Raw genomic sequence first — 23,273 nt, forward strand, 5'->3', positions numbered from 1 at the left:
TCACTACCGCTCTGACGCCTTAAAACTTTTTAATCTAGTCTTTTGTATTTTTATACCTTGAAGGTATAAAAAAGTCGTAATTGATCTTTTTCTATCCCGCGTTTCACCACTATTCTATAGCCTAGGAATAACCTAGGACCTAAGTCATATGACGCTTAAGCAAAACAATGAGCTTGTCAGCCCATTAAACCCGCAACAAGCTACACAACTTCAGCAAGTTGTTAGCGAATTAAGCCCAAACCAGCTTTCATGGGTAAGCGGCTATTTGTATGGTTTATCACAAGCGAACCCTGCTGCGGCAGGCACTACTCCAGCAGCAGCTGCAGCACCTGCTGGTAAATTAACCATTTTATTTGGCTCGCAAACAGGCAATACCAAGTCTGTGGCGAATCAAGCTTTCGAAGCAGCTAAAGCTAAGGGCATCGACGCTCGTTTAGTTTCAATGGCTGATTTCAAACCGAAAGACATCAAAAAAGAAACTCACTTATTAGTATTGTCATGTACTCAAGGTGAAGGCGATCCACCTGATGATGCTATCGAATTACACGAGTTCTTAAACAGTAAAAAAGCACCAAAATTAGACGGTGTTAAATATTCTGTTCTAGCACTAGGTGATTCATCGTATGAATTTTTCTGCCAAACCGGTAAAGACTTTGACACTTTACTTGGCAAATTAGGTGGTAAATCAGTTTCTCCACGTGTTGATTGCGACGTTGAATACGAAGCGCCAGCCGCAGCTTGGATTGAAGCCGCCGTTGCCGCTATGGCGCAGGATTTATCTGCCGGTGTTGCAGCAGCTCCTGTGGCAGCTGGCAGTGCTCCAGTTGTTGGCACAAGTCAATACAACAAAAAGAATCCTTTTACCGCCACGTTAGAAACTAACCAGAAGATCACAGGTCGCGATTCATCAAAAGATATTCGCCACTTTGAGATCTCACTTGAAGAGTCAGGTTTAACTTACAAGCCAGGTGATTCACTAGGTGTTTGGTTCAAAAATGACGAAGCTGTCGTTGCGGACTTTATAACAAAAGTTGGCCTTAAAGGCGATGAAACAGTTAAAGTTGACGACGTTGAAGTTAGCCTAACTGACGCCCTAATTAAGAGTTACGAGCTAACCCTTAGTCACCCTGGTTTTGTTAGCAAATACGCTGAATTAACCGGTAACGAAGAGCTAGCTAAATTAGCCGACGATCGCGAAGCATTGCGTGCCTATATTGATGGCCGTCAGCTAATCGATATTGTACGTGAACACCCAAGCGAACTAACAGCTGAACAAATCGTTAGCTGCTTACGTCGTTTAACCCCACGTTTATATTCTATCGCTTCAAGCCAAGCAGAAGTGGAAGAAGAAGTTCACTTAACGGTTGGCGTTGTCCGTTACGACGCATTCGGTGAAGAGCACTTCGGTGGCGCTTCTGGTTTCTTAGCAGAACGCTTAGAAGAAGGCGGCGAAGTTGACGTATTCGTTGAAGAATCTCACTTCCGTTTACCTGAAGACGAAATGGCGCCAGTAATCATGGTTGGCCCAGGTACAGGTGTTGCGCCTTTCCGCGCCTTTATGCAGGAAATCGACGCAGAAGAACTGAATACGCAAACTTGGTTATTCTTCGGTAACCCTAACTTTACTGAAGATTTCCTATACCAAGTTGAATGGCAAGACTACTTGAAACGTGGTGTGCTAAATAACATCGACCTTGCGTTCTCTCGTGACCAAGCTGAAAAAATCTATGTGCAAGATCGCATGTTAGAAAAAGCTGAAGAGTTATGGGCATGGTTAGAAAAAGGCGCTTACTTCTACGTATGTGGTGACGCGACGCGTATGGCTAAAGACGTACACGAAGCCCTTGTCACTATCGTTGAGCAGCAAGGCGGCAAGAGCCGTGAAGATGCTGAAGCCTATGTAACCGAGTTACGTAAGAATAAACGTTACCAAAGAGATGTTTACTAATGAGCAAAACTACTTTACCTGATGGCTTAGCCGTTAACGAATACTTAAAAGACAATAGTAATTATCTTCGCGGTACGATTGAAGAAAGCTTAGCAGACCAAACGACTGGCGCAGTGGCTGATGATGATACTCAGCTAACTAAGTTCCACGGTTTTTATATGCAAGACGACCGTGATATCCGTGAAGAGCGTCGTAAGCAAAAATTAGAGCCAAAGCATAGCTTTATGCTTCGTGCCCGTGTTCCTGGTGGTGTATCGACTATGGAACAGTGGTTAGCGATTGATAAAATTGCTGATGACTTAACCGATTACGGTTCATTGCGTTTAACGACACGTCAAACGTTCCAATACCACGGTATTTTAAAGCCAAATATTAAGCCGTTGATCCAAGGCATTTGTAAAGTGGGCTTAGATTCAATTGCTGCTTGTGGTGACGTTAACCGTAACGTTATGTGTAACACCAACCCGGTTGATTCACGTTTACACCAAGAAACTTACGAATGGTCAGCTAAGATCTCTGAGCATTTATTGCCAAAGACGCGTGCTTACTATGAAATTTGGTTAGACGAAGAAAAAGTGGCTGATTCTGAAGCGGATCAAGAGCCTGTTTACGGCAAATGGTACTTACCTCGTAAGTTCAAGATCGCGGTTGCTGTTCCTCCACACAACGACGTGGATATCAGTGCTAACGATTTGTCTTTCATTGCGATTGCCGATGCAGATGGCAATTTAGAAGGCTTTAACGTGGCTGTTGGTGGCGGTATGGGTTCAACGCATGGTGACGTTGAAACTTACCCACAATTAGCACGTATCTTAGGCTTCATTAAGAAAGAAGACACACTAGCCTTCGCTGAAGCGGTAATGCTGGTACAACGTGACTTTGGTAACCGTATAAACCGTAAGAATGCGCGTACTAAGTACACTGTTGATACCTTAGGTGTTGACAAGTTCCGTGAAGAAACGGAAAAGCGTACAGGTATCAAGTTCGAAGACGAACGTCCTTTCGAGTTCACTCAACAAGGTGATCGTTTCGGTTGGATCAAAGGTATCGACAACAACTGGCACCTAACGTTATTCCTAGAAGCGGGTCGTATTATCGACAAGCCTGGTCAGCCAATTAAAACTGGTTTACGTGAAATCGCTAAGGTTCACAAAGGCGAATACCGCATGACAGCTAACCAAAACATTATCATTGCAAATGTTGCGGAAGAAGATAAAGCTGAAATTGAAGGAATGTGCCGTAAATACGGTCTATTAGGCGAAGTATTATCACCTTTAATGCTTGATAGTATTGCTTGTGTTGCCTTACCGACTTGTGCCTTAGCTATGGCTGAATCAGAGCGTTACTTACCTCGTTTAATCGAGAAGTTTGACGTAATTGCTGAAAAACACGGTATTGCTGATCAACCTATGGTTATTCGTATGACGGGTTGTCCTAACGGTTGTGGCCGTCCTTTCCTAGCCGAAATTGCTTTCGTAGGTAAAGGTCCTGGCAAATACAATATGTACCTAGGTGCAGATGGTCGCGGTACCCGCTTAAATCAAATGTATAAAGAAAACGTTGGTGAAGAAGAAATTTTAAGCACAATTGATTCATTGTTCGAGCAATACAGTAAAGAGCGTGAATCAGGTGAAGGCTTTGGTGATTTCGTCGTTCGCAAAGGTTTTGTTAACGCAGTATACGATGGTAGAGAATTTCATGCCTAATATCGACTTTACGTCATTATTAGCTGCGAACAAAGAAACGCAGCAAGCAACTTTAGCTCAGGTTAATCAAGAGCTTAGCAACCTTACGGCCACTGAACGTGTGCAATGGGCGCTAGGCAATTTACCTGGCAATAAAATCGTCTCGTCGAGTTTTGGTATTCAGGCGGCGGTGATGTTGCGCATGATGACGTTAGAGCAAGCCGATATTCCAGTTGTTTTGACCGACACAGGTTATCTTTTCACTGAAACCTATGATTTTATTGACGAGCTAACCGAACGTTTAAACCTAAATCTTAAAGTGTACAGTGCACCCATGAGTGCTGCTTGGCAAGAAAATCGCTTTGGCAAGCTTTGGGAGCAAGGGGTAGACGGCATCGCGCAATACAACAAGATGAATAAAGTAGAACCTATGCAACGCGCTTTAAAAGAACTTGAAGCCAATGTGTGGTTTACTGGTTTGCGTCGTGACCAATCAAGTAGCCGTGCCGAATTGCCTGTATTACAGATTTCTGGTGGCCGCTTTAAATTCAATCCTATAGTTGATTGGACTAACCGCGACGTACACTTCTACCTGAAAGAGCACGAATTACCTTACCACCCGTTATGGGACAAAGGTTATGTGTCGGTTGGTGACTGGCACACGTCTCGCCCACTTGAGCTTGGCATGAGCGAAGAAGAAACTCGCTTCTTCGGCCTTAAGCGCGAGTGCGGTCTGCATGAAGATGGGTCTGGTATTTAATCCTACCGCTTTAACCGCATGATTTTTTAAAAAAGCCCGCTCTAGCGGGCTTTTTATTTTGTATAATAGAATGCAACGACCGAAACTTCGGCGATTAATTGTTTAATTTGAATTTATGCACATGCTTTATCAAAAAGTGAACAAGCCAATATTAGCTACCTCACTTTTGAGCATAAGTCAGTTTGAAACATGGCAAAAGCAATTAACTTAGAGCTATTTATGCAACAGTTTCCTATCTTCCTGAATCTAAACAACTTTCCCTGCGCCGTTGTCGGCGGCGGTGATGTCGCTTTTCGCAAAGTCAGCGCACTACTCAAAGCACAAGCTACGGTCGAAATAATTGCCCCAGAATTATGTCCAGAATTAGCCGAGTTACTTGAAGAAGATGCATTAAGCTGGAATCAGGCACATTATTCACCTGAGCTGATCCAAAATAAGCGTTTAGTGGTAGCCGCTACCGATAACAGCCAAGTGAATAGTGAAATTTTTACCTATTGTGAAGCGAATCGCATTTTAATTAATACCGTCGACCAACCCGAATTTTGTCGCTATACCACGCCTTCGATCATAGATAGGTCACCGATATTAATCGCCATTTCATCTGGCGGTAACGCGCCTGTACTGGCTAGACGCTTACGGGCAAAAATAGAAACACTCGTACCACAATCAACCAAGGTGTTAGCCGAGTTTTCAGGTCAAATACGCGAGCAAGTTAAAGCTAAATTTACTAGCTTTAAAGCCCGTCGTCATTTTTGGGAACGCTTTTTCAATTCATCATTTGCTTCCAATATTGATAAATACCCAAATGACAAACGCCAAGCGGCATTACAGCAACTCATGAACGAAGAAAGCCAACAAACATCTAATGGTGAGGTTTGGTTAGTCGGTGCAGGCCCAGGCGATCCTGAGTTACTCACCCTGAAAGCCATGCAAAAAATGCAACAAGCAGATGTTATTTTTTACGACAGACTAGTATCAAAGGACATTTTGGATCTCGCACGTAAAGATGCCGAGTTTATTTGTGTTGGTAAACAAAAAGGTTATCACTCAATACCACAAGAAAACATTAATGATTTACTGGTTGAGTATGCAGAAAAAGGCTACAAAGTCTGTCGTTTAAAAGGTGGCGATCCGTTTATCTTTGGTCGCGGTGGTGAAGAAATAGAGCCATTAGTCGCAAAACAAATTCACTTCCAAGTGGTGCCTGCTGTTACAGCGGCTTCAGGTTGTTCAGCCTATGCCGGCATTCCCCTTACCCACAGAGATTATGCCCAGTCTGTTACTTTTGTCACAGGGCATTGTCGCAACAGTGGCGAGCACCCCAACTGGCAAACCATAGCGCAACCTAATCAAACCATTGTCATTTATATGGGCTTGTCGCAATCAGGTGAAATTAGCCAAAGACTGATCTCGCATGGCATTCGCCCTGATATGCCAGTTGCCCTAGTTGAAAAAGGCTCAACGCCTGAGCAAAGAGTCGTAACAACAACTTTATCAACACTCAGTGATACGATTGAACATGAAAAGGTAAAGTCACCTGCTTTAATTATTGTGGGTGAAGTCGTGGCGCTACATAACAAACTAAATTGGTATCAAAGTGCAAACTTATCCAATCTTTCATTTGCTGAACTCAATTCAGATGGTCAAATTAAATACCGGAGCTAAAGATTGCTTGAGCGCGGCAAAATAACTGTCGCGCGGCTCCACCTTAATTAACTTGGCTAATTCATTGCCAATTTGCGTATATTTGTAATATTGCAACACAGCACCATTGACATTACAACGCAATAACATGCGTTTTCCGTAGGTTTCTAACTCTATTTCTTGACCGGCGTTAAACTGCCCTGTTTCTATTTCTGTCGAATAAATCAAATTAAGATCAATCAAGGTCAATAAATTCGGATAACTTAAACCGTGTTGACTCAAATTAATACCATTGCGATTAGGCCCACCAAGTAAACCGAAAAATGCCCCTGGGCGACCATACCCAGAAATAATCCGCCCGCCATATTCTGATTTATCTCTCACTGTCAGTTCAACCGCATGCTGCAGCGCAATAGCATCCCGCATTGTCATTTGTTTTAAGGTGTGCAGGGTCTTCATTGAAAAAGCATTAGGGCGAGAGACTTGTGCAGCCAAAATTTTGCCCCACAAGGCTTGCATATGACTGGAAAAAATCTCTTCTGCCATACAAAAAAAAGCGTATAACCAGTCGGGGTCAACATCCTCTGCCACATTAGCATTGTCCATATAAGATTGAGCGAATTCGAGAATAGTCTCTAAATTCTGCTGTTTACGTGCCGCATTAATCCGCTTTCTGCGCTCAGCTCGTTGCTCTACCGTTATATCTTTTTTACCCGTACTTAATAAACCAAAACGCTTGGCTATTTGCGTCAGTTTATCACCCGCCACATTAGTAGGCGTTTTAACATGATCATTGTTAGTTGCGGCAGGCTCCACCACATCATTTTGTTTACGGCTAACCTGCCGTGTTGCTGCAGAAGATATAGGTTGCTCAGACTGAATGGGGCGCATAAAAATACAAGTTAGGCCTATTTTAATTTAGTTTAGCATTAGACCCGATGAGCTTGTCACGGATTTCAGTACAATTTTCTCTTTGCTTATCGGTTTGATGATTATCAAGAAAGTTTATCAAACAATGTGAATATTAACGCTAAATTACACAAATTAATGGCTGAGCCCCTGCCTTTGGCTATAATTTAAGCAAATAAATCTCTTTAATGAGAATTAAGCTGGAAAGGCTTACAAATCAGGGTATAAACTTAACATTAACGGTACCACAACGGTTGCAAATAAAGGATCAACATGTCTGCATCAGGCTATGACAACGATGAAATTCTTTTCGCCAATGACGATGACCACACGTATGAAGAAACGGTGGAAACTCAACACGAATGGCGAGTCCTTATTGTTGATGACGACCCTGAGATCCATTCAGTAACAAAATTAGCGTTAAATGATTTAGTCGCTTTTGATGGCCATCTAGTATTTAGTCATGCTCATTCGGGTTCCGAAGCTATTGAATTTATGCGTGAAAATGACGACATCGCCATTATTTTACTTGATGTAGTCATGGAGACAGAAGACGCAGGCTTACGTGTTGCTAAATACATTCGCAACGATTTAAACCTGCATGATGTGCGTATTATATTGCGTACCGGTCAGCCGGGTTACGCGCCAGAAGAAAGCATAGTCAAAGATTACGACATCAACGACTATAAAACCAAAACCGAGCTGACTCGCTCTAAACTAGTGACTACCATTGTCTCGTCTTTGCGATCTTACTTACAAATTAAAACGATTAATGAAAATCGTTTTGGTTTAGAGCAAATTGTGCGTCACGGTGCCGATTTATTAAAACAACAATCAGCACTCGGCTTTGCCAGTGCCGCCATCAAACAACTCACGCAAATACTCAAAATCCAAGGCAATGGCTTACTGGTTGCCAATAAAATTGTTGAAAGCGCCAATGAAATAGGCGGTCTTATTGTCCAAGGGGGAAGCGCGGAATATGCTAGCTTAGCCGGACAAAAGTTAATCGAATGCGACAATGGCCGTGCAATTCATCAAATATCCCAAGCTTTTAATTCCACTGAGCATAATCTCGCTCATAACGAAACCGTGCTTTATATCAAAGGCGTAAGTCAGCAAGCCGCTATCTATATTGATGATGGCCGTGACAACTATTCTGAAACCGAATTACAGTTGTTAGATGTGTATCTTGCTAATTTAGTTGTCGCGTTGGACAACACGAGTTTGGTGAGTAAATTAAGCAATGCAGCCTATAAAGATTGGTTAACCGGTTTAGGTAATCGTACTGAGTTTACTAAAATATTAGATTCGTTTGGCCGCACACCTGAATATGGTGAAGTGGTCGCCATTATGGATTTAAACAACTTTGCTGATATCAATGACGGCTTGGGTCAAGATATAGGTAACGAATTATTAATTTCAGTCGCTAATCGATTACGTGAACACTTTGGAAAAACCTGCAAACTGGCGAGGATCAGTGCCGATGTATTTGGCTTAATCGGTAAAGAAGCCGACGTAAACCCTGATAATATTCATGAAGCCTTTGTTTTGCCATTTTCCGCAGGTGAACACCAACTACCCTTGAGTGCTTCTACAGGCTTTTGTCGCCGAAACGAAAGCAGTCATCGTGGTTTAACCATTTTAAAACATACCTACATTTCATTAAATAAAGCCAAAAAACAAGGCCCAGGTAAACATGAATACTATTCTTCTGATATGGAGGAACAAACCGCTTGGCGTTTAGGTATGATCCGCCAGCTCAGAAGTGACTTTGCGATGCGCAAGTTAGAGCTTTGGTACCAACCACAATATAGCCTTGAGCAAACCAGCAAGTTAATTGGCTTGGAAGCGTTACTGCGCTGGCCAGCGTCAAATGGTAGTTATGTTTCACCCGGCACTTTTATTCCACTAGCCGAACATTCAGGGTTAATCGTCGACATAGGCGCTTGGGTTATCGAAGAAGCTTGTCGCCAACTGAAGCAGCTTGACGACATGATAAGCAATAACTTGAGGATTTCGGTCAATGTTTCTATGCCGCAATTTCGTAACCCAGACTTTGCCGATAGTGTCATTAGCACAGTTCAACGTATGGGGGTTAACCCAAAACGTTTTGAATTAGAAATAACAGAAAGCGTGGTAATGGATGACCCTGAAAACGTCATTAACACCTTGAAAAAAATAAAAGCGAGTGGTATCAGTGTTGCTATCGATGACTTCGGCACCGGATTTTCATCACTCAGTTATTTACAACGTTTACCTTTAGACCGAATTAAAGTCGATCGCGCATTTGTTAGTGATATGCACAATACAAGTGGAGCGATAATAGCAGAAATGGTAATTAATTTAGGCAAACGCCTTGGCTTATCGACCATTGCAGAAGGTATAGAAAGCAAAGAGCAAGAAGAGCATTTAAGAACTTTAGGCTGTGAAGAAGTACAAGGTTTTTTATACGCTAAACCTATGCCAGCCTCAGAATTACAACATCTTGTAAAACAAACCTTCCGCTATTAAATCATAGGATTATGTACCCAAACCTAATTAATTAAGCACAGCGACTTGAAAACGGGTTAAATTGGCAAGACATGGAATATATACGCGTTAATTGCCATTAACCAATCGTATTGTCAGCATGTTTAATTAGGGAATACTTAAACAAAATTTAACTGTTACTTTGACATTATTATCATATTGTTAATTATCTGTTTTTTAGTAGAATCACTTATATATGTTTTGTATACATAGACTAACGTGCACAAGCAAAATCGCAGTATAAACATAGGATTTATCAATGTTTTTTTACGCCGCTAGGCAACCTATATTTGACCGTAACAAGCAATTATTTGCTTATGAACTGCTATTTCGCGATAGCTTGGAAAATGTTTTTCCTAAAGACTTTGACGGTGATACTGCTACGTCTAAATTGATTGAAGCCAGCCAATTTAATCTAGGGCTGGAAGATTTTACCGGAAACGTCCCAGCCTTCATCAATTTTTCACAAGAATTACTTGTCAAAAATTTTCCATTAATGGTACCTAAAGAACAGGTCGTTATCGAAATTTTAGAAACCGCTCGTCCAACAAAAACCTTGCTACGCGCGGTGCAAGAGTTAAAAGAAAAAGGCTATAGCATCGCGTTAGATGACTATCAACATGAGCCCGTATGGCTACACTTTTTCCCCTATATTGACATCATCAAAGTAGACTTTAGAGATACCTCACCAGACCAAATGCTGACTATTCGCAAAGCGGCTGCTAAATATCCAATAAAGTTACTCGCTGAAAAAGTAGAAACCTATGAAGAATTTAATATGGCCATTGAATATGGCTTTAGTTACTTTCAAGGCTACTTTTTTAGTGAACCAGAAGTCATGCAAAGTAAAGCGCTTGGTCCTTCTCAGCTAAGTTTAGCGGAGCTGTTGTACGAAACGTCGAAATCCGAGATGGAGTTAGACTCAATCATTACGGTTTTTGAGCGTGATGTTACTTTATCTTTTAAGCTATTAAGGTATGCCAACTCAGCGATATTTCGCCGCAGTAAAGAAATTTCAACTATTCGCCAAGCTTTAGTTGTGTTGGGGCAAGAAGAGCTGAAACGCTTTATTGCGCTATTATTTACCGCGCAAGTCAACACCAACAAACCGGCCGAACTTATCCGTTTATCCATGACCCGAGCTAATTTCTGTGACGAAATAGCCAAACAACATCGCAAGTTAATTGACCCTTCTATGGGCTTTTTAACGGGTATGCTGTCATTAATGGATGCCATTTTGGATGAGCCAATGGATAGTGTTATGACTAAGCTGCCTTTAGCTCAGGATATTAAAGATGCCTTAGTGGACCGCAGTGGTCTATTGGCAGAATATATCGACTTAATTTGTCATTATGAAAAAGGCGAGTGGGTTGAAGCCAACGAGATTATTGACAAACTTGGTTTAGATGCCAACTTGATCCCTGACTTTTATCAACGTTCTGTACAATGGGCAAACGAACATTTGAACGAACTGGAAGCCGTTTAATCGAGCAAATAAAACAATTAGGTATTATTCCAACAGTAAAAATAAAAAACGCGGCAATGGCCGCGTTTTTTATTATGAGTTTATTTGAACCGTTTAGGTTTAGCTATCTGTACTGGTTAACACTGGTGTTTCGATAGACGAATTATCACGTAATGCATCTAATAATGCGCGGTAATTACTATCAGAATACGCCGATGTTAAACGCTGCTTAGCGGCATCGTCAGCTGCTTTATCAGCCACTGTCACGCCATTTAATTTAATAACGGCGATAGAGTTAGCAAACTGGGTCCAAGCGACGCTAGCTTGTTCTGCTGTAGGTTTAGCCATAGCAAATGCTTTACGCTTAATCTGTCCGCCTACATCACTGCTATTACGACCGACGGCTGTCACAGTTTTAAGCTCAGCACCCTTTTCAGTAATTTTCTGAGCTATATCAGCAGTTGCCCACTCACTTGACACATCTTGTGCCCATGCTTCTGCTGCTTGCTTCGCTTTGTCTGCAATCACTTGGTTTTCAATTTGCGATTTAACTTCATCTAAACTTTGAATACGTGACTCTTTGTACTCACTGGCACGTACAACTACAATACGATCAGCACCCAGCTCAATCACTTCACTATTGTAACCATTTTGCGCAACTTCAGCTGAAAACGCTTTATTAAGAATAAGTGGGTTATTCACTTCACTCGGCGCTGTCGCTTGACTAAATAAACCAGTCGATTTGACTTCTACGCCCGCTTCGCTAGCGGCGTCATGCAAAGAATCAGAAACTTCAAAGGCTAAATCTGCAATCAATTGTTGTTTCTCACCAAACAACAAATTAGCTTTATCACGTTTCAAGTTTTGCTCAATTTCCGCTTTAACCTCGTCAAACGGCTGTACCGATTGCGGTTCAATGTCGGTTAATTTAATGATGTGGTAACCGAATGTGGTTTTGACTAACTCAGAAACATCACCCGCTTGTGCTAAAGCAAACGTAGCTTCTTCAAACTCAGGCGCCATTACCCCTTTACCAAAGAAGTCTAGATCACCACCGTTTTCTCCAGAGAAAGTATCATCAGAGTTTTCTTTTGCTAACGCGGCAAAATCTTCACCTGCATTAACTTTAGCTAATAAGTCTTGAGCTTTTTTCTTTGCCGCTTCTTCATCATCACCTAAGCTAACCAAAATATGAGAAGCACGACGACGTTCTTCACGCGTATAAGCCGCAGGATTGCCTTCGTAAGTAGCCAATACTTCTGACTCATCAATAGACACTTGCTCCATCAAATCATCAACACGCAAATCAATATAGTTTAAAGCAACTTGTTCTGGAGTACGGTAAGATTCAAGGTTAGCCTGATAATGTTGCTCAAGCTCAGAATCTTCAACCACAATACCGTCTTTAAACTGCTCTAAATTCACTTCAGCATAAGCAAAATCACGCGTTTGTTCCTGTAATTCAACAAACTGCTTAGCTTCTGACTCCAAGGTAAACTCAGATCCTGTTAACGCAGTCAATAATTGACGACGTTGCATATCAGTACGTAACATTTCACTGAATTCGCCAGGAGAATATCTAGCATTCATCAATAAAGATTGGAATCTGTCGTTATTGAATTTGCCGTCGACTTGGAACTCAGGCATATCAAGTATGTATTGCTTAACCTGATCATCGCCGACTCGCAAACCTAACTCATCAGCTAACTGATCAGATAATTCTTGATTAACCAAACGGTCTAAAATACCCGAACGGAAATTTTTCAAATAATTCTCATCAGACGCCAACTGGGCAAACATTTCGCCAAATTGACGCTCCATACGCGCACGCTCATTTTGATATGCACGATCAAATTCCATTTGCGAAATGGCAACACCATTTACTTCTGCGGCTGGAATATCACCCTTGGTATTGATATACGATCCGACGCCGGCAACGGCAAAACTCGCAATCACTAAACCTAATATTATTTTCGCTGCAACACCTTGGCTGCTTTCGCGGATTCTTTCTAACATTAGTGATTTAAACCTATGTAGCTTCTTGAAAATAGCTGGCAATTGTACCTAGCGAATGCCCACTTGACTAGCGCTAGCACCCGTCTATTTACATTTTTTTAAACAAATTTCTGCGCAGATTTATAACAGTGATATAAAAACAAAACGGGCTTTGATATCTCTATCAAAGCCCGTTGTCAAAATCTGTAAAACGTAGCGAATAATTATTCGTTCACTGCATCTTTTAACGCTTTACCTGGCTTAAATGCAGGAACGTTAGCAGCAGAAATCTCGATAGTTTCACCAGTTTGTGGGTTACGACCACTACGCGCAGCACGCTCACGAACAGAGAAAGTACCAAAACCAACTAATGCTACTTGGTCGTTTTCTTTTAATGCTTCTGTTACAGAATCTGTAAACGCATCTAATGCACGGCCAGCAGCTGCTTTAGAAATGTCTGCGCTTTCAGCGATTTTATCGATAAGTTGAGACTTATTCACTTTTTCATCCCCTTCAATTGTTATTATGCTTCACCAGAGCAGGCGGGATGCAAGCTCTAGCGGATTCCGGAAAATTTATATCAGTCTTATGACTAGGTTTCAAGCGCGATTCTTAATAAATCTGAAAAAAACCGCAAATTTGACCTTTGCGCTAGCCCTTATGCCACAAGGGCTAGCAAAAAATGACCTAAAATGAGGAAAAAACCCTTACTCGGTCTAAATGACGAATAATTACTTTTTGTCCTGTTCTTCCTCTTTACCGTAAAAGTTATCCACAGGTTCGAAGCCATTTGGATCTTCCTGCAAGGCAATTTTTAACACTTCGTCTACCCATTTAACTGGGTGGATTGTTAAACCTTGGGTAACATTCTCAGGGATCTCTTGCAGATCACGTTCATTATCTTTTGGAATAATTACGGTCTTGATACCGCCGCGATACGCTGCTAATAGTTTCTCTTTTAAACCACCAATCGCCAATACTTCACCGCGTAAGGTAATTTCACCTGTCATAGCGACGTCACAACGTACAGGGTTACCGGTTAAGCTAGATACTAAGGCTGTACACATGGCAATACCAGCGCTTGGACCATCCTTCGGTGTAGCGCCTTCAGGGACATGCACATGAATATCACGCTTAGTATGAAATTGCGGATTAATGCGTAAATTTTCAGCACGAGAACGAACCACAGTCATTGCCGCTTTAATTGATTCCTGCATGACATCACCAAGTGAACCGGTTGTGATCATGCCGCCTTTACCTACGACCGAAGTCGCTTCAATAGTCAACAAATCGCCACCCACTTGCGTCCAAGCTAAACCGGTAACTTGGCCAATTTGGTTGTTAGCATCAGCTTTACCATAATCAAAACGTTTAACCCCGAGAAAATCATTTAAATTGTCGGCGTTAATCGTTACTGTTTTAGTGTCTTTATCCATCAGGATATTTTTAACGGCTTTACGACACATTTTAGACACTTCACGTTCAAGGCCACGTACACCCGCTTCACGCGTGTAATAACGTATGGTATCGAGTATCGCACTTTCTTCGATGTTTAATTCTTTATCTTTTAAGCCGTTACGCTTAATTTGCTTTGGAACTAAGTAACGCGAAGCGATATTTAATTTTTCGTCTTCGGTATAGCCAGATAAACGGATAACTTCCATACGATCCAATAACGGACCAGGAATATTCATGCTGTTACTGGTAGCAACAAACATAATATCTGACAGATCATAATCAACTTCTAAATAGTGATCGGCAAATTTATTATTTTGCTCAGGATCTAGAACTTCCAATAAAGCTGAAGCAGGATCACCACGCATATCAGAGGACATTTTGTCAATTTCATCGAGTAAGAATAATGGGTTTTTAACGCCTACTTTGGTCATATTTTGGATCAATTTACCCGGCATTGAACCTATATATGTCCGTCGATGACCGCGAATTTCAGCTTCATCACGTACGCCACCAAGCGCCATGCGGATATATTTACGTCCTGTTGCTTTGGCAATTGATTGACCCAACGACGTTTTACCCACGCCCGGAGGCCCAACCAAACACAAGATAGGCCCTTTAACCTTACTCATGCGTTGTTGCACCGCTAGATACTCAATAATACGTTCTTTAACTTTTTCTAAACCATAGTGATCGGTATCTAAAATAGTTTGAGCCGCAGGTAAGTTTTTCTTTACTTTTGAGCGCTTAACCCATGGAACATTAATAAGTGTATCAATATAGCTACGCACCACTGTCGCTTCGGCCGACATAGGTGACATCATTTTTAATTTTTGTAATTCTGCTTTGGCTTTTTCTTCAGCCTCTTTTGGCATCTTAGCTTCAGTGATTTTATTGGCTAAGGTTTCAAACTCATCTGGCGTATTTTCGTCAAGCTCACCCAGTTCTTTTTGAATCGCTTTCATCTGCTCATTCAAATAGTACTCACGCTGACTTTTTTCCATTTGCTTTTTAACACGGGTACGAATTTTCTTTTCAACCTGTAATAGGTCTATTTCGCCTTCCATTAACGCCATTAAAAATTCTAAACGTTCTGCGACATCTAATATTTCTAAGACATTTTGCTTTTCAGCTAATTTTAATGGCATATGAGCCGCCATAGTATCGGCTAAACGCGCTGGCTCATCGATACCACTCAACGAAGTTAACACTTCAGGCGGGATCTTTTTGTTTAATTTAACATAGCCTTCAAACTGCGATGTTGCAGAGCGTAGTAATACTTCCTGTTCACGCTCATCTAGATCCTCTGCATCTAATTTTTCTATTTCTGCTACAAAGAAATCATCAGTTTGGGTAAATTCTTTAATTTTGGCTCGCTGATTACCTTCAACTAATACTTTAACTGTACCGTCGGGTAATTTTAATAACTGAAGAATTGTTGCAACAGAACCTATTTCATACATGTCACCTTGCGCAGGTTCGTCCACTGTTGCATCTTTTTGAGCAACCAGAAAAATTTGTTTCTCGTTTTCCATTGCCGCTTCTAAACAGCGAATCGATTTTTCACGCCCAACAAATAAAGGGATCACCATATGGGGATAGACCACTACGTCGCGTAGTGCCAGGACGGGCATAGTTACGGGTTCTGTGCTCTCAGTTGTCATAGAAGGGTCTCTTTGCAGGTTAATTTTTTGAATCTTGTTATATTAATTGTTATATGGGGCTAAGCAGGGTGAGATCAATAATTATTTTTGATTCTCTACCAAAAAGTCGTTTGATTGCTGAAATGTTAAACAATTGCCAGCAAATTTAGCTTTTTAAAAGGCTAAAAACTAAAAAAGCGAGTATCAACTCGCTTTTTTACAATTCAAACAAATGTAATCTTATTCAGATACCGCTTGTTTGTTTTCAGGATTATCATAAATCAAAATAGGTTTTGATTCGCCGCTGATCACCGTTTCGTCTATCACCACTTTACTAACATTTTCCATGGTTGGTAAATCATACATGGTTTCAAGCAACACATTTTCGACTATCGAGCGTAAGCCTCGAGCACCTGTATTCCGATCCATTGCTTTACGAGCGATAGCGCGTAATGCATCTTCACGAAATTCAAGTTCAGAGCCTTCCATGTTAATCAATGCAGCATATTGCTTAGTAATAGCATTCTTAGGTTCTTGCAAAATTTGTAACAACGCATCTTCGTCAAGTTCAGCTAAGGTAGCGACTACCGGTAAACGACCAATAAATTCAGGGATTAAACCGTATTTAACTAAATCTTCTGGTTCTACATCCAAAAACTTGTCTGTTAATGAACGTTCTTCGTCTTTACCGCGAACTTCAGCACCGAAACCTATTCCGGTATTTTTCGCTGTTCGTTGCTCAATCACTTTATCTAAACCAGCAAAAGCGCCGCCGCAGATAAATAGAATTTTAGAGGTATCGACTTGCAAAAACTCTTGCTGCGGGTGTTTACGTCCACCTTGTGGCGGGACAGACGCAATCGTGCCTTCAATCAATTTAAGCAAGGCTTGCTGAACACCTTCACCTGATACGTCACGTGTGATCGATGGATTGTCTGATTTACGCGAAATTTTATCTATTTCATCAATATAGACAATACCACGTTGCGCTTGCTCAACATCGTAATCACATTTCTGTAGTAACTTTTGAATTATGTTTTCAACGTCTTCGCCAACATAGCCAGCTTCTGTCAACGTCGTCGCATCAGCCATAGTAAACGGCACATCGAGCAATCGAGCCATGGTTTCAGCCAGCAATGTTTTACCACTACCCGTTGGACCAATTAGCAAAATGTTACTTTTACCAAGTTCCACACCATCAGCCGTTTTATCACCGTTTTTCAAACGTTTGTAATGGTTATATACGGCAACCGCTAAAACTTTTTTAGCCACTTCTTGACCAATTACATAGTCATTTAAATGAGCATGAATTTCGGCTGGTGTTGGTAACTTATCAGGATCGGCCTGAGCGGGCGCAATCTCTTTAATTTCCTCGCGAATAATGTCGTTACACAATTCAACACATTCATCACAGATAAATACAGAAGGCCCAGCGATTAATTTGCGCACCTCATGCTGACTCTTACCACAAAACGAGCAGTATAGGATCTTGCCATTGTCGTCGGTGCCATCACCCTTGCGACTATCTGCCATCTAAATACCTCTATTTATTCGCGTAATGCTTATACATGGGGTTTTACTCATGTAAAACCAAGGGGTGTCTAAACTTTCCTGTGCTTCGCACTTTAAACACCCTAAGTGTAGATTCTTTTTTAACCAGCGTCAGATTATCTAGCGCTTAAAACTTCGTCAACCAAACCATATTCCATAGCTTGCTGTGCACTCAGGAAGTTATCACGATCTGTGTCTTGAGACACTTTTTCAATATCTTGCCCAGTATGTTCAGCTAATAAACGATTCAGTTTCTCTTTAATGCTTAAAATTTCTTTAGCATGTATTTCAAAATCGGATGCTTGACCTTGGAATCCGCCTAACGGTTGATGGATCATCACCCGCGAGTTAGGTAAACAAAAACGCTTGCCTTTCTCTCCGCCCGACAATAAAAAAGCACCCATGCTCGCTGCTTGACCAATACAAACCGTTGAAACATCCGGTTTAATAAACTTCATGGTGTCGTAGATAGCCATACCAGCAGTTACCGAACCGCCTGGTGAGTTAATATAGATATGAATATCTTTATCTGGGTTTTCCGACTCTAAAAACAGCAGTTGAGCCACAATCAAATTAGCCATGTGGTCTTCAACCTGACCAACCAGAAAAATAACGCGCTCTTTTAAAAGACGAGAATAGATATCGAATGAGCGCTCACCTTTAGCGGTTTGCTCGATAACCATAGGGACTAAAGCATTTAATGGGTCGAAGTTGTTGTTATCAGTCAACTTAATTTCCTTTCTTCAAAAAAAATGGCTTGAATGTAAACATTCAAGCCATTTAAACAAGTTATATAGCAACTCGTCAACAAAAGAGAACGAATTATGCTTGCTTGTTCATGATCTCATCGAATGATTTTTCAACTTCACTCACTTTTGCTTGAGTTAAGATGAAATCGACAGCTTGTTCTTCAATAGCAACGTTGCGCATGTTGTTTAACAATTCTTCGTTGCCCATGTAGTAGTCAACCACTTCAGAAGGATCTTCGTAAGCTGAAGCCATATCTTCAATTAAAGCTTTAACTTTGTCGTCATCTGCTTTAATTTCGTTCGCTTTGATCACTTCAGATAATACTAAACCTGTTTTAACACGTTTAGTTGCGTTATCTTCAAATAAGCTTGCAGGTAACTCAGGAACATTTTGTGTGTTGCCACCAAAACGCTGAACAGCTTGTTGACGTAGCGCTTCGACTTCTTGGTCGATTAAAGCTTTTGGAATATCAACTTCAACAGATGAAGTTAATGCATCAATTGCCGCGTTTTTGTTAGCAAGCTTAAGGCTAGCATTTAATTCGCGTTCCATGTTCTTACGAACTTCAACTTTCAATGCGTCAAGACCACCTTCTTCAACACCAAACTTAGCGCAGAATTCGTCATCGATTTCTGGAAGTACTTTTTCTTCAACTTTATGAACAGTGATTTTGAACACAGCTTCTTTACCTTTAAGGTTTTCAGCTTGGTAATCTTCAGGGAAAGTCACTGTAATATCTTGTTCTTCACCGGTTTTCATACCGATAATCCCTTTTTCAAAACCAGGGATCATTTTATCTGAACCAAGTTCAAGTTCGAAGTTTTCAGCTTTACCACCTTCAAACTCTTCACCATCAATTGAACCAACGAAATCAATTGTTACTTTTTCGCCTTTCTTAGACTTACGCTTGATCTCTTTCCAAGTTGCGTGTTGACCACGTAATGTTTCGATCATGTTGTCTAAGTCTTCATCTTTAACCGATGCAGCAACTTTTTCAACTTCTAGCTTGTCTAAACCTTCAACAGTCACTTCAGGATAAACTTCGAAAGTAGCTGTGAATTCAAAGTCTTTACCTTCAGATAAAGCTTCGATTTCGATTTGAGGCGCACCAGCAGGGGTTAATTTTTCTTGAATAACCGCTTGGTAGAAGTTTTGTTGAACAACTTCATTCGCAACATCTTGACGAACAGCCGCACCATAACGTTTTTTGATAATGCTCACTGGCACTTTGCCAGGACGGAAACCATCAATACGTTGAGTTTTAGACAAACGACGTAATTGGTCGTTTACTTTTTGGTCAACACTGTCGCCAGGCACAGTAATTTTTAAACGGCGCTCTAAACCTTGAGTCGTTTCAACTGAAACTTGCATTTGATTACCTCAAACTTAGTAAAGCGATCTTACGCTTTATATTCCTAGAACAGAGTAGTTGACTCTATTCTTCTAACTATAAAAGCGGTTTTATTCGTCAGTTACTTAACGCTTAAACCAGCTCTTCGAATAGGTGTACAAAAAAAGACGCAGCATTATAGCGGCGAGTTTTGCATTCGTCCAATATCACGATAAATAATGAATAATTTAATTGAATAAGAGATGTAAATGCTGAATATCGAGAGATAAAGTGGTCGGTGATGCAAGATTCGAACTTGCGACCCCTTGGACCCAAACCAAGTGCGCTACCAAGCTGCGCTAATCACCGACTAAAGGGGGAAAATGGGGTGACTGATGGGATTTGAACCCACGACAACCGGAATCACAATCCGGGGCTCTACCAACTGAGCTACAATCACCACAGATAGAAAAGAGTAATGGCACGTCCTGTAGGATTCGAACCTACGACCCACGCCTTAGAAGGGCGTTGCTCTATCCAGCTGAGCTAAGGACGCACATCGAACTACAGCACCTAATTTAGCAAAAAAGTGGTCGGTGATGCAAGATTCGAACTTGCGACCCCTTGGACCCAAACCAAGTGCGCTACCAAGCTGCGCTAATCACCGATGTTTTGCTTGTTAAGGTGTGCCTCAACTGCGGGGGCGCATATTACAGACCAGCCCCTACCTCGTCAAACACTTTTTGACAAAAAAATTAAGTTTTTTTGCAATGATTACAATTCAACCAAACGCTGATGAAATATTTATCTATTTAAGCGTTTGCTTATTATTTTGCAATCATGAGAAAATAATACGCAGTTAACTAATTAATTGATCACACATAGATAAGCTTCCATGACTGCAAATCTGATTGACGGCAAAAAAATTGCCCAACAAGTAAAAGATAATGTAAAAGCCAAAGTGGCTGAAAGAATAGCCGCTGGTAAACGAGCGCCAGGTTTGGCTGTAGTATTAGTAGGAGCTGATCCCGCTTCACAAGTTTATGTAGGCAGTAAGCGCCGCTCTTGTGAAGAAGTCGGGTTTGTATCGCAATCGTTCGATTTACCCGCCGACGCTTCACAGCAACAACTATTCGACTTAATTGATCAACTCAACGCTGATGAAACGATAGATGGGATATTAGTGCAATTTCCATTACCGCAAGGATTAGATCAAACCAGCGTTATTGAACGTATTTCTCCGGCAAAAGATGTTGATGGCTTTCATCCCTATAATGTAGGTCGTTTAGCGCAACGCATTCCTGCCCTGCGCTCTTGCACACCAAAAGGCATTATCACCTTACTAGAATCAACCCAAGTTGATCTCCATGGTTTAGACGCTGTTGTCGTAGGCGCCTCTAATATTGTCGGGCGACCTATGGCGCTGGAGCTGTTATTAGCAGGATGCACAACTACAGTCTGTCACCGCTTTACCAAAGATTTAGAAGCTCACGTGCGCCGCGCCGATTTACTCGTTGTTGCGGTTGGCAAACCTGAATTTATACCTGGCGAATGGGTTAAACCGGGTGCCATCGTGATTGATGTAGGTATCAACCGCCTTGATAATAAAAAGTTAGTGGGTGACGTTGGCTTTGCAGCCGCCGAACCTAAAGCGAGCTTTATTACACCTGTACCGGGAGGTGTCGGCCCAATGACGGTTGCAACATTAATTGAAAATACCTTAGCCGCATGTGAGGCGCGCGAAAATTAGAAGATGATTTAAGCGCGTTTGCCGTAGCCGAAATCGTTTCTCAAAATATAAAAGCCGCAACCATCGTTGGATTGTTGCGGCTTTTTAATTGTGGCTTTTAAATTAAGCTACTTAAATTTTAGCCCGTGTTAACACTAAGAAAAATGAGCTTCTAAGTCGTCGCTGCCACCTATGTGTTTACCATCAATAAAAACTTGCGGCACGGTATCTCGCCCAGACAATGCGCGTAAACCTGCAATTGAAATACTCGCTAATTCGATTTCTTGGTAAGCCAAGCCTTTGTCTTTCAACAATGTCTTCGCTTCAGCGCAATACGGGCAACCCGGTTTAGTGACTATTGTGACATCAGCACTTTGCACCGCTTCAGGGGCAACATACTGTAACATGGTATCTGCGTCAGAGACTTCAAACGGGTCGCCTTCAACTTCTGGCTCGATAAACATTTTTTCGATAACACCGTCATTCACTAACATTGAATAGCGCCAGCTACGTTTACCAAAACCTAAGTTCGCTTTGTCGACTAACATACCAATCTTTTCACTGAACTCACCATTACCGTCAGGTAAAAAGCGAATATGCTCCGCATTTTGATCAGCAGCCCATGCATTCATCACAAAGGTATCATTAACTGAAAGACAAATAATATCGTCTATGCCATTTGCTTTAAATGTTGGCGCAAGTTCGTTGTAACGAGGCAAATGACTAGAAGAACATGTCGGTGTAAATGCACCTGGCAAAGCAAATACAATGACTTTTTTACCCGCAAATAGTGATTCGCTAGACCATGTTTGCCAATCGTCATTAACGCGAACTGGGAAATTAACACTTGGAACGTTTTGATTTTCTTTATTAGTTAACATTTAGCTTACCTCGGTGAAATGATTTGTTTGTTGAACACGAGATAATAATAGTAGAAGATTACGATTTAATAAAAGCGATTAAATCGATAGTTACGTTCTATTTTTTAGATTAAAAAGGTGGTTTGTTACGCTAAATAGCCATTTCAAGAATAAAATTTTTATGAGTGAACGTTTGTGCTTACAAAGCCCGCCAACCTTCCTGTCCAACTATGTAACTTATAGGTGACTCGTAGCTCGTTACTTAACATACTGCACTGTTAACAACCTTAAACGAGCTCATCAATTTTTTTATAAAGTTCGATCGCTTCCTGTTCATTTAATCCAAAGCGACTGGCGGCTTGGCCTATACTCGAGGTCACTTTTACAAAATTATTGCTAGAGCCGCTCGATTCATCTGTTTTAAGTTGCTCGGTACGCTCTTGATTATCTTGACCGATTTTTTGGATCACTTGCGCTTGTGGGCTTAATGTGACTTTATCCTGCGATTCAGCTTGTTTAAAAGGTAATTGTAATTCACCCGTATCCGCTTCACGTTGCGCCGTACGCCCCGCTAACCCCGTAGTAAAATTAGAATTTAAACCTGCAACTTGCATTTGACACCTTAACCCGCAACTACCCTATAGCGCACAAAAATAACCTATAGTCTGCTTGCTCGGGTCTTAAGGTTCATTGCCTGCGCTTGCTCGACCCGATCGCTTTGACTATATACTTTACATCCAAGCTTACTGTAATTAAATAAGACCCTAAATGGGTTTACAGTTCAATAATAATTATAGCGTTAATTGCTCAAAAAACATCCACCTCTGAACAATTTAAGAACTTTTCTCAACCGAAAATAAGCAATCTGACTCAATCTGTAAATGCTAACCCATTAATTGGTCATACCCATTCAGTGAGAGATCATATGTTTATGATCTTTAATTTACTAAAATCAAACTAAAGTGAGGCTTAAATTCAACTATAAAAAGATTATGCTTGGCAATTGTTCGATGTAGACGG

At 41.2% G+C, this 23,273-nt stretch carries 16 protein-coding genes and 4 tRNA genes; 7 read left to right on the plus strand and 13 right to left on the minus strand.

Annotated features, from left to right (window positions below):
• The first annotated feature begins 148 nt into the window (after window positions 1-148).
• The 4 genes from C2869_RS18940 (at window position 149) to cysG (ending at window position 6,058) form a co-directional block, all read left to right on the plus strand.
• Window positions 149-1,948 (plus strand): assimilatory sulfite reductase (NADPH) flavoprotein subunit, encoded by a 1,800-nt coding sequence (locus C2869_RS18940; RefSeq protein ID WP_108604417.1) that lies wholly within the window; start codon window positions 149-151, stop codon window positions 1,946-1,948.
• Complete coding sequence (cysI, locus tag C2869_RS18945) at window positions 1,948-3,654, plus strand: assimilatory sulfite reductase (NADPH) hemoprotein subunit (protein WP_108604418.1); 1,707 nt, start codon at window positions 1,948-1,950, stop codon at window positions 3,652-3,654. The genes C2869_RS18940 and cysI overlap by 1 nt, the downstream gene beginning before the upstream one ends.
• A complete protein-coding gene (locus tag C2869_RS18950; protein WP_199915596.1) occupies window positions 3,647-4,393 on the plus strand; it encodes a phosphoadenylyl-sulfate reductase in 747 nt (248 codons plus the stop codon). Before cysI ends, C2869_RS18950 begins: the two co-directional genes overlap by 8 nt.
• A 219-nt stretch (window positions 4,394-4,612) precedes the next feature.
• A complete protein-coding gene (gene cysG, locus C2869_RS18955) occupies window positions 4,613-6,058 on the plus strand; it encodes a siroheme synthase CysG (protein ID WP_108605129.1) in 1,446 nt (481 codons plus the stop codon).
• Here the strand turns inward: cysG and C2869_RS18960 are convergent.
• Window positions 6,029-6,928, minus strand: a complete 900-nt coding sequence (locus C2869_RS18960; RefSeq protein ID WP_108604420.1) for a TIGR03899 family protein — start codon at window positions 6,926-6,928, stop codon at window positions 6,029-6,031. The two genes, cysG and C2869_RS18960, sit on opposite strands and share 30 nt — an antisense overlap.
• A gap of 291 nt (window positions 6,929-7,219) precedes the next feature.
• Between C2869_RS18960 and C2869_RS18965 the strand changes: the two genes are divergently transcribed.
• Window positions 7,220-9,457 carry a bifunctional diguanylate cyclase/phosphodiesterase gene (locus C2869_RS18965; protein WP_108604421.1) on the plus strand — a complete coding sequence of 746 codons (2,238 nt, stop codon included), beginning with the start codon at window positions 7,220-7,222 and terminating at the stop codon, window positions 9,455-9,457.
• Window positions 9,458-9,734: 277 nt separating this feature from the next.
• A complete protein-coding gene (locus C2869_RS18970) occupies window positions 9,735-10,961 on the plus strand; it encodes an EAL and HDOD domain-containing protein (protein WP_108604422.1) in 1,227 nt (408 codons plus the stop codon).
• Between the two features lie 99 nt (window positions 10,962-11,060).
• Here C2869_RS18970 and C2869_RS18975 read toward each other — a convergent pair whose 3' ends face one another.
• From C2869_RS18975 to C2869_RS19020, 10 genes are all read right to left on the minus strand, one after another.
• Window positions 11,061-12,956: a SurA N-terminal domain-containing protein gene (locus C2869_RS18975; RefSeq protein ID WP_108604423.1), complete on the minus strand. Its 1,896-nt coding sequence runs from the start codon at window positions 12,954-12,956 to the stop codon at window positions 11,061-11,063.
• A 203-nt stretch (window positions 12,957-13,159) separates the two neighbouring features.
• Complete coding sequence (gene hupB / locus C2869_RS18980; RefSeq protein ID WP_108604424.1) at window positions 13,160-13,435, minus strand: nucleoid-associated protein HU-beta; 276 nt, start codon at window positions 13,433-13,435, stop codon at window positions 13,160-13,162.
• A gap of 231 nt (window positions 13,436-13,666) precedes the next feature.
• Window positions 13,667-16,054, minus strand: a complete 2,388-nt coding sequence (gene lon / locus C2869_RS18985) for an endopeptidase La (protein ID WP_108604425.1) — start codon at window positions 16,052-16,054, stop codon at window positions 13,667-13,669.
• Between the two features lie 219 nt (window positions 16,055-16,273).
• Window positions 16,274-17,566: an ATP-dependent protease ATP-binding subunit ClpX gene (gene clpX, locus C2869_RS18990; protein ID WP_108604426.1), complete on the minus strand. Its 1,293-nt coding sequence runs from the start codon at window positions 17,564-17,566 to the stop codon at window positions 16,274-16,276.
• Window positions 17,567-17,700: 134 nt separating this feature from the next.
• Window positions 17,701-18,312, minus strand: coding sequence for an ATP-dependent Clp endopeptidase proteolytic subunit ClpP (gene clpP, locus C2869_RS18995; RefSeq protein WP_408011871.1), 612 nt, complete (start codon window positions 18,310-18,312; stop codon window positions 17,701-17,703).
• Between the two features lie 94 nt (window positions 18,313-18,406).
• Window positions 18,407-19,705 carry a trigger factor gene (gene tig / locus C2869_RS19000; RefSeq protein ID WP_108604427.1) on the minus strand — a complete coding sequence of 433 codons (1,299 nt, stop codon included), beginning with the start codon at window positions 19,703-19,705 and terminating at the stop codon, window positions 18,407-18,409.
• A gap of 251 nt (window positions 19,706-19,956) precedes the next feature.
• Window positions 19,957-20,033, minus strand: a tRNA-Pro gene (locus tag C2869_RS19005).
• A 15-nt stretch (window positions 20,034-20,048) separates the two neighbouring features.
• Window positions 20,049-20,124, minus strand: a tRNA-His gene (locus tag C2869_RS19010).
• A 19-nt stretch (window positions 20,125-20,143) separates the two neighbouring features.
• A tRNA-Arg gene (locus tag C2869_RS19015) sits at window positions 20,144-20,220 on the minus strand.
• A 34-nt stretch (window positions 20,221-20,254) separates the two neighbouring features.
• A tRNA-Pro gene (locus C2869_RS19020) sits at window positions 20,255-20,331 on the minus strand.
• A gap of 228 nt (window positions 20,332-20,559) precedes the next feature.
• On the opposite strand from C2869_RS19020, the gene folD reads away from it, so the two are divergent.
• Window positions 20,560-21,414 (plus strand): bifunctional methylenetetrahydrofolate dehydrogenase/methenyltetrahydrofolate cyclohydrolase FolD, encoded by an 855-nt coding sequence (gene folD / locus C2869_RS19025; RefSeq protein ID WP_108604428.1) that lies wholly within the window; start codon window positions 20,560-20,562, stop codon window positions 21,412-21,414.
• 134 nt (window positions 21,415-21,548) lie between these two features.
• Here the strand turns inward: folD and C2869_RS19030 are convergent, their stop codons facing one another.
• Complete coding sequence (locus tag C2869_RS19030; protein ID WP_108604429.1) at window positions 21,549-22,274, minus strand: glutathione peroxidase; 726 nt, start codon at window positions 22,272-22,274, stop codon at window positions 21,549-21,551.
• Window positions 22,275-22,540: 266 nt separating this feature from the next.
• Complete coding sequence (locus C2869_RS19035) at window positions 22,541-22,867, minus strand: hypothetical protein (protein ID WP_108604430.1); 327 nt, start codon at window positions 22,865-22,867, stop codon at window positions 22,541-22,543.
• Between the last annotated feature and the right edge of the window lie 406 nt (window positions 22,868-23,273).

The organism is Saccharobesus litoralis (genome assembly GCF_003063625.1).
Taxonomy (GTDB): Bacteria; Pseudomonadota; Gammaproteobacteria; order Enterobacterales; family Alteromonadaceae; genus Saccharobesus; species Saccharobesus litoralis.